Source organism: Gemmata algarum (genome assembly GCF_034097035.1).
GTDB lineage: Bacteria > Planctomycetota > Planctomycetia > Gemmatales > Gemmataceae > Gemmata > Gemmata algarum.
In genome coordinates, this window is record NZ_JAXBLV010000033.1 from 1 (window position 1) to 6,573 (window position 6,573).

The window sequence follows — 6,573 nt, forward strand, 5'->3', positions numbered from 1 at the left end:
TGTGAAAGGCGTAGAGGTGGAAGATCCGCTTCACCTTCGGCCCGTTCTCCGAGTGGATCTCTACCAACCCCCGCTTCTCGACGCGGACGTTCCGGTAGCCGAACGGGGCTTTCCCCATGAACAGCCCGCTCTCGACCCGCCGGGCCTGCCCCGCCCGCACGTCGAGCGACTGCTGCTCGGTGAAGAACGCGGCCATGTTCGCCAGCGTCCGCCGCATCATCCGGCCCGCTGGGGTGTTCTCGGTCGGCTGGGAGATTGAGATGAACGGGACGTTGTGCTTCGTCTCAAGTTCCTCCAGCTTGACGTGGTCCGGCAGGTTCCGTGCGGCTCGGTCGATCTTGTAGAAGAGGATGCCAGCAAGTTCGCCCGCGCGTGCCCGGACGTACCGGATCATCTCCTTGAAAGTGGTCCGCTCGTCGGCCTTCGATTCCGTCTCCGCGATCCGCCAGAGCTTGACGATCTCGCCCCCGTTCCGCACTGCGTAGGCTCGGAGCGCGTCCACCTGCACGTCCAGTGAGAACCCCTCCCGCTCCTGCTCCCGGCTGCTGACGCGGGCCAGGGCGACGAACTTCTTGGTCATGGCCGATCCTCCTCTGTGTTCGGCGACGACAGCCCCAGCACCTCGTACAACTCGCCGACTTGTACCAGCATGTCCACCGCGTCCTCAAGCTTCAATGGACGTGGCGAATACCGCGACCACAGGGCCACGGTGTGGGAAACGAGTTCGGACGTGATCCACGGTGGGGTGCCATCGGGAAGCGGCAGCGGGGTGTCACCCCGGTTTTCTCCATCTTGAGCCATAGCAGTCCCCTGGCCCCGTGCTGGGGCGGTAAGGGACTTGCTGCGGGCAAAAGATGAGCGACTGAGTCGCCGCTCGGCATCCCAAGCAAGTCGTCGCGGCCAGTCCGACCGCGACCCGAAAATGTCCGCGACGGCAAACGTCGCACGACCTAACTCTAGCGGCGAACGCCCGCAAGTCAATACGCAACATCTTGTGCGCGAATGGTTTACAACTGGCACCCGCTGGCCGAAAGACGGGGACCGTCTTCACCCTTGTCATTGTTGACGGGAGAAGGATGACACTTTGGGCTCTCGAACGTCATTCCCTCGAACTTCACGGTGGGCTCGCTCTTTGTCCGGTGTCTCGGCGACCGCCACTGCCCCGGCACCGAACTGGACGAGGGATCCGTCGCCGTCGCCCGTCACCGCATCGCCCAGGTCGAGCCGGGGGCGTGGAAGAAGGAGTACGAGGAGTAGTTCGCGGCTGGTGATAGCCACCATGCCGTGGTCGTACTCCCCGGAGTTGACCGCCCCACGAAAGTATCCCGCCGCTGCACCGGCTCGCGCGAAGTAAGTCGTCCGAAAAACCGACCCTCCCGACGCCCGCTCTCGGACCTGACTACAATTCCGCACCGGGTTTGACAGTCGTGTGCATAGACAGCGGCAGGAGGTGCTCATGACCCTGAAAGAGCTTTGCCAGCAGCACGCCCTCCCGTACCGCCGGTGCCACTACGCCGTGATCACCGGGAAGGTCCGGGGTGCGAGGCTGCGGGGCCGCTGCTGGGCGATGTCCGAGGCGGACGTGCCCGCCCTGCGTGCGTACCTGTCGAACAAGACCCACAAGAAGATCCCTGGAGGAACATGTCCGAGTTCTTGAGCTTGACCGAGATTGGGCGTCTTTACGGCGTCAGCAGCCACCAAGTGGGCAAGTGGTTGAAAGAGACGAAACTGCGGACCCAGGACGGGAAGCCGAGCCACACCGCGTTCGACTGGGGGCTGGTGACCACCCGTCCGAGCCGGGGGTTCGCGACGTACTACTACGTTTGGGACGCAGACAAAGTGACCGGCATCATCGACGCCGCCGGGCACGAACGAGCGGGTACGACCGCCCGCTGAGATCATGGTGAACCAGCCGAGGCCGTCGTCACGAAGGCGGAGGAGGACGCGCAGGTGATGAACAGGCCGCATGCCCCGCCGCAAGATCGCCGTGGACCCGAACAGCCGGTGCTTCGGGCAACTGGAGCCCGCCCACTACTGCCCGCACCGGAAAGGGTTCCGGGTACTGAGTGCGGAGAAAGGTTACCGCATCCGCTGCAGTTGCTCGCGTTGCTCGCTGGAATGTCGGATGCGCTGGGCGAAGTCGGATACCGCCGTCATCTGCCACTATCTGACCAAGTACCGCCCTGCGAACACCCGGACGTTTCGCGGCTGCTTCCCATGCCCGACGCGGCGACCGTCGCGGACCACGCCCGGACGCGGGAGGCGTTCGTCCACGCCCTGCGGTGTTACCGAAGCCGGTTCAGCAGCACCATCGAGTTGATCGCCAACTCACACCCGACGAGCGTGGATGAGCAGCACTACGACTACGTCCTCTACGCCGACGAGGACATCGCCGAGCGGAAGTTGCACGACCTAATCGTCAAGCTTTGGGGCAACGCCGGGGGCCGACAGCCGACCCTGGTCCCCGTGGAGCCCGGCGAACTCCGAGGTGTGGTCGGCTACCTGTACAAGATCTGGCCGAAGCATCAGGACCGGGTCCTGCTCTGTGCCCGCAACGGGCTGAACCAGACGTGGGGAACGCGGTTCTTCAAGACCGTCTCGGCCAAGAGGGTCCGCGATGAACTCCGTGCCGAGTGGAGCAACAAGTTGGCGGTGCCGTACAGCCCACCGGATGCCGACGAAGAGGACGCCGGGATCTTGGGCAAGCTGTTGCCCCGGAGCCCGGACGCCGCCATCAACATCCGCACACTGGCTCGCAGGGCCGGGCTGTCCGTCGCCAGGACCGAGCGGCTGCTGGTCCGGGTTCCTGACGTTGCTCAAACGGGGAGCTTGACCCCGGAGCAGGAGCGTCTCTGGGCCGACGGACTGTGGAAGAGCGATTACGAGCAGCCGGTCGTGGTTGGCGGCGGGTTAATAGCCACAGAATGCCGTCCTGATGCTGGGGCGGGTCCAATCTGCGAAGCAGAATGGGATAGAGCGCATCACCACGATCACCCGTATCTCCCCGGCACACCAGATTCTGTGGGCGGGTTAATAGCTCGGACTGCCACAGTTCTGGGACGCGACGGCGAGCTTCGACCAGCTTGTCGTCCCACCCGGCGTGCGGCCCGGCTCGATCTTGTGGGTCGGGCCACCCGCCCGGTGGTCGAGCACAACCCCCACTTCCGGGTCATGGGGCGGACGTGTAGCTCCTTCGGCTCGACACCGATCTTCTTCGCCCAGTTCGTGACTTCGCCCTGGAATACGTTCTTCGTGACGACGTTCTCCAGGGGCTGGGCGTCCTCCTGCCTCTTCCGCTTCATGCGGCCCTCCGCATCATCTTCAGGATGCCGTTCGCCACCTCAATCACCCCGTCCACGTCGGAGGCGATCAGCGACTTGTACATGGTCTTCGAGACTTCGGCATCATACGTCGAGTATTTGATCAATCCGACATGATCAAATACGCCCACAGTACACAGGGAATCGAGTCGGCAGTCCCGAATGCTCGCCGTTTTCGTTCAAGACCATTGGTGGCGGCAACCGATAGTAGAAGGATGGTCCGGGTTCGGGTACAACCAGATGGCGGTGGTAATCGCGTCGTGGAGCGTGCTGAATGGCGTCGGCAATCAGCCTGTTTTCTGGGTGCGGCGGGTGCAGTCTGGGGCTCTCTCAGGCTGGGTTCAGCGTTTCCCTGGCAGCGGAACTCGATGATGACGCCTGCCAGACCTACAGCGGCAACATCGGAGCCGGGAACCTGTGGCAGACGGACTTGGGCAGGGTGACGGCTGCGGACATCTTGCGACGGGTCGGTGCGCGGGCTGGGGAAGTCGCCCTGATGACCGGGGGACCACCGTGTCAAGGCTTTTCATCCGCCGGTGCGAAGGACTGGTCAGACCCCAGGAATTCGTTGCTCAAGCAATTCGTGGATCTGGTCATCGGTGTTCGCCCGGTCTGGTTTGTCATGGAGAACGTCGAAGGGCTTCTGACATCGAATGACGGCTACTACATCACGGAAGCGGTGACGCATTTTTTGAAGGCCGGGTACTGGGTTCGTGCAAAGAAGGTTTACATGGAGAGATACGGGCTGCCACAACGCCGAAAGCGGGTGATTGTGGTGGGCAACAGGGAAGGTTGCGGGTTCGATTTCCCCGAAGAGACGCATGGCGAAGTCAGGTCGGACATGCTCTTCGGGCCGACCCCACAGCTTTCGGTTCTCGACGCCATCAGTGACATGACGGGTGCGGTGGAATCGGGAGAAGTCACCTTCAACCTGCCACCGGCGAACGACTACCAGCGGCAAATGCGAGGATCCGCCGCCGAGAAGTTCACACTGCACACCGTGAAGCGGGTGAACGAGACGACCGCACAACGGATTCGGCACCTGGGTCAAGGGAAGACCATGAAGGACTTGCCGCAGGAGTTACAACACGCAAGCTTCACGCGCAGGGCATTCCGCCGGGTGATGGACGGCACACCGACCGAAAAGCGTGGCGGGGCACCATCGGGGCTGAAGCGGTTGATCGGTGCCGACCCGTCGCTGACGATTACTTCTGCTTCGCCGGTGGAGTTCGTACACCCTGTCGAAGACCGGCTTCTGACTCTGAGAGAGTGTGCAAGGATCCAGTCGTTCCCTGACTCGTTCTCGTTTGCGGGGTCATGGTCTTCAATTGCGACTCAGATCGGAAATGCCATTCCGCCCGCTTTCATGAAGTTGCTGGCCGAACACATTGCTGGCATGGCGACATGGAAGGCGAAGGAGCCATCAACGGGCAAATGGTTCGGCATCGAGGCGACCAAAGCCAGTGCGATGAGCCCGGCACTTGAACGCACACTAGCAGGGCTGCGGGAGAAGACGAGTGCCTACCTTCGATAAAGAAACCAAGCAGCTGGTCAACGCGGCCCGAAAGCTGGGCGGCAAGGGCATACCCATCTACCTCGAAGATGGGGAGTTGATGCGGCTTTGTGCCGTGGTCGCCACCGATCTCCGAAAGGCGGATCTCGTCAAAGCCGTCGCAGCCCCGGACGAGTTGTCGAAGGGGTACTACGGCACAGCCTTGAACTGGTTCACGAACCCGGTGAAGGCGACCACCACGTTCGTGGACTTGTTCTTGAACCTGCGGTCGCAGATCGAAGACTTCGCGACCTACTTCAAATGCCTCTGCGAACTCCACAAACGACGCCGGAAGTACGAGCGCATCTTGGAGGTGCAGGCTATCCCGAAGATGGAGACGATCGTCCCGCGCTGCCTGCTGGAATACGGGATGCGTCCGAACGAGACATTGGCGTCCTGGCTGGTCTGGCGGAAGTGGCTGTACGACATCGACAACCGTTCGGCTCAGGAGACGGGTTACCTGTTCGAGCCGATCCTGACAGCGGCATTGGGCGGCACGTCGTACAGTCACAAGAAGTCACCAATCAAGCGTGCCTCTGACCCGACGAAGGGCAGGCAGGTGGACTGCGTGGAAGAGAAGACCGCCTACGAGTTCAAGATGCGGGTGACGATTGCTGCCAGTGGCCAGGGGCGGTTCAAGGAAGAACTCGACTTCGCGAAGGACTGCAAGTCGTCGGGCTACACGCCCGTGTTGTTGGTGCTTGACCCGACACCGTCCGTCCGGCTCGATGACCTGTCAGCCGAGTTCCGGCAGTACGGCGGCACCGCCCACATCGGCTTGGACGCCTGGAGGCACATTGAGGAGAAGGCTGGGGCGGTGATGGGGCATTTCGTGGAAAGGTACGTCCGGCTGCCGCTGGCCGAAGTTGACGGCAGCTACAAGAAGCTACAACCCCTGTCGATCACCGACAACGGGCTGACCATCACGGCCAAGCTGGGTGATCAAGAGTTCCAAATCGCCCGCGTCAGGCCAGAAGAGCAGATTGAAGACCTTGAGGAAGACGACGAAGACGAACGCTAAGTGCGCCAATTAGAAGCGATCACTTTCGACAGAACTGGCCGACCCTGGAAATGGGTTGTCGGGTAGTTTCTGGGGCTGCCTCGTCTTGCGGGTGCTTCTCCTGCTACACTCGAATTCGTTCGGCGTACCCGCCAGTGAAATGCATTCCCGGTTGTCCAGCGCGCGAGGGCCATCGGAATCGGAGCCGATCCCGATGCCACCGGCCCACGCGCCGGCCCCGTGAGCGTCATCGTGTCGTTGGTCGGGTCAGTCTGCCCGTGGCACAAGCCAGTCGCCATGACACCTACCACGGGCGTGTCGCAAAAGTGTAAGCTCAAAAATCTCCTTGAGATTCGCTCCAGGCTTGGTCCCATCCACCCGGCCTCCGTGTTCCACCTCGTACCGGGTGTGTACTTTGGTGTGTTGCTGAAAACGGGCTCGAAACACCCCCTGTTTTGGGGAAATGACACCCCCACTTGTTTGGATAGTTGGGAGTGTACCCCAAAGTACCCACCGCCGGGGAGGTTGGTAGCATGACGATCCGAATCTACGGGTGTAGGACCGGGTTTGCGTCTGGTGGGTGTTGGACTATCTTGGTCCGTGGCAAATCCCCTTCCGCAGTTTGGCCCAAGTGCAAGGCAGGTCTACCGATGGCGAAAAGCAAACTGACGCCCGAGCAGCTCGGGGCCATCACAGATCTC

8 protein-coding genes are annotated in these 6,573 nt (G+C 61.9%); 6 read left to right on the plus strand and 2 right to left on the minus strand.

What is annotated here, in order from left to right:
- Window positions 1–580, minus strand: a 580-nt coding sequence (locus tag R5W23_RS04850) for a recombinase family protein (RefSeq protein ID WP_320685358.1), incomplete at its 3' end; no start/stop codon positions are given.
- Complete coding sequence (locus R5W23_RS04855) at window positions 577–801, minus strand: hypothetical protein (protein WP_320685359.1); 225 nt, start codon at window positions 799–801, stop codon at window positions 577–579. The genes R5W23_RS04855 and R5W23_RS04850, both read right to left, overlap by 4 nt.
- A 318-nt stretch (window positions 802–1,119) precedes the next feature.
- Between R5W23_RS04855 and R5W23_RS04860 the strand changes: the two genes are divergently transcribed.
- From R5W23_RS04860 to R5W23_RS04885, 6 genes are all read left to right on the plus strand, one after another.
- A complete protein-coding gene (locus tag R5W23_RS04860; RefSeq protein WP_320685360.1) occupies window positions 1,120–1,257 on the plus strand; it encodes a hypothetical protein in 138 nt (45 codons plus the stop codon).
- Between the two features lie 199 nt (window positions 1,258–1,456).
- The gene (locus tag R5W23_RS04865; RefSeq protein WP_320685361.1) at window positions 1,457–1,657 is read left to right on the plus strand and encodes a hypothetical protein; all 201 of its coding nucleotides are present in this window, start codon (window positions 1,457–1,459) and stop codon (window positions 1,655–1,657) included.
- On the plus strand, window positions 1,642–1,896 hold the full coding sequence (locus R5W23_RS04870) for a hypothetical protein (RefSeq protein ID WP_320685362.1): 255 nt from the start codon (window positions 1,642–1,644) through the stop codon (window positions 1,894–1,896). Before R5W23_RS04865 ends, R5W23_RS04870 begins: the two co-directional genes overlap by 16 nt.
- Window positions 1,897–2,217: 321 nt before the next feature.
- On the plus strand, window positions 2,218–3,423 hold the full coding sequence (locus tag R5W23_RS32865; RefSeq protein WP_320685363.1) for a hypothetical protein: 1,206 nt from the start codon (window positions 2,218–2,220) through the stop codon (window positions 3,421–3,423).
- Between the two features lie 171 nt (window positions 3,424–3,594).
- Complete coding sequence (locus R5W23_RS04880; protein WP_320685364.1) at window positions 3,595–4,854, plus strand: DNA cytosine methyltransferase; 1,260 nt, start codon at window positions 3,595–3,597, stop codon at window positions 4,852–4,854.
- Window positions 4,838–5,893: a hypothetical protein gene (locus tag R5W23_RS04885; protein ID WP_320685365.1), complete on the plus strand. Its 1,056-nt coding sequence runs from the start codon at window positions 4,838–4,840 to the stop codon at window positions 5,891–5,893. The genes R5W23_RS04880 and R5W23_RS04885 overlap by 17 nt, the downstream gene beginning before the upstream one ends.
- Window positions 5,894–6,573: the final 680 nt, after the last annotated feature.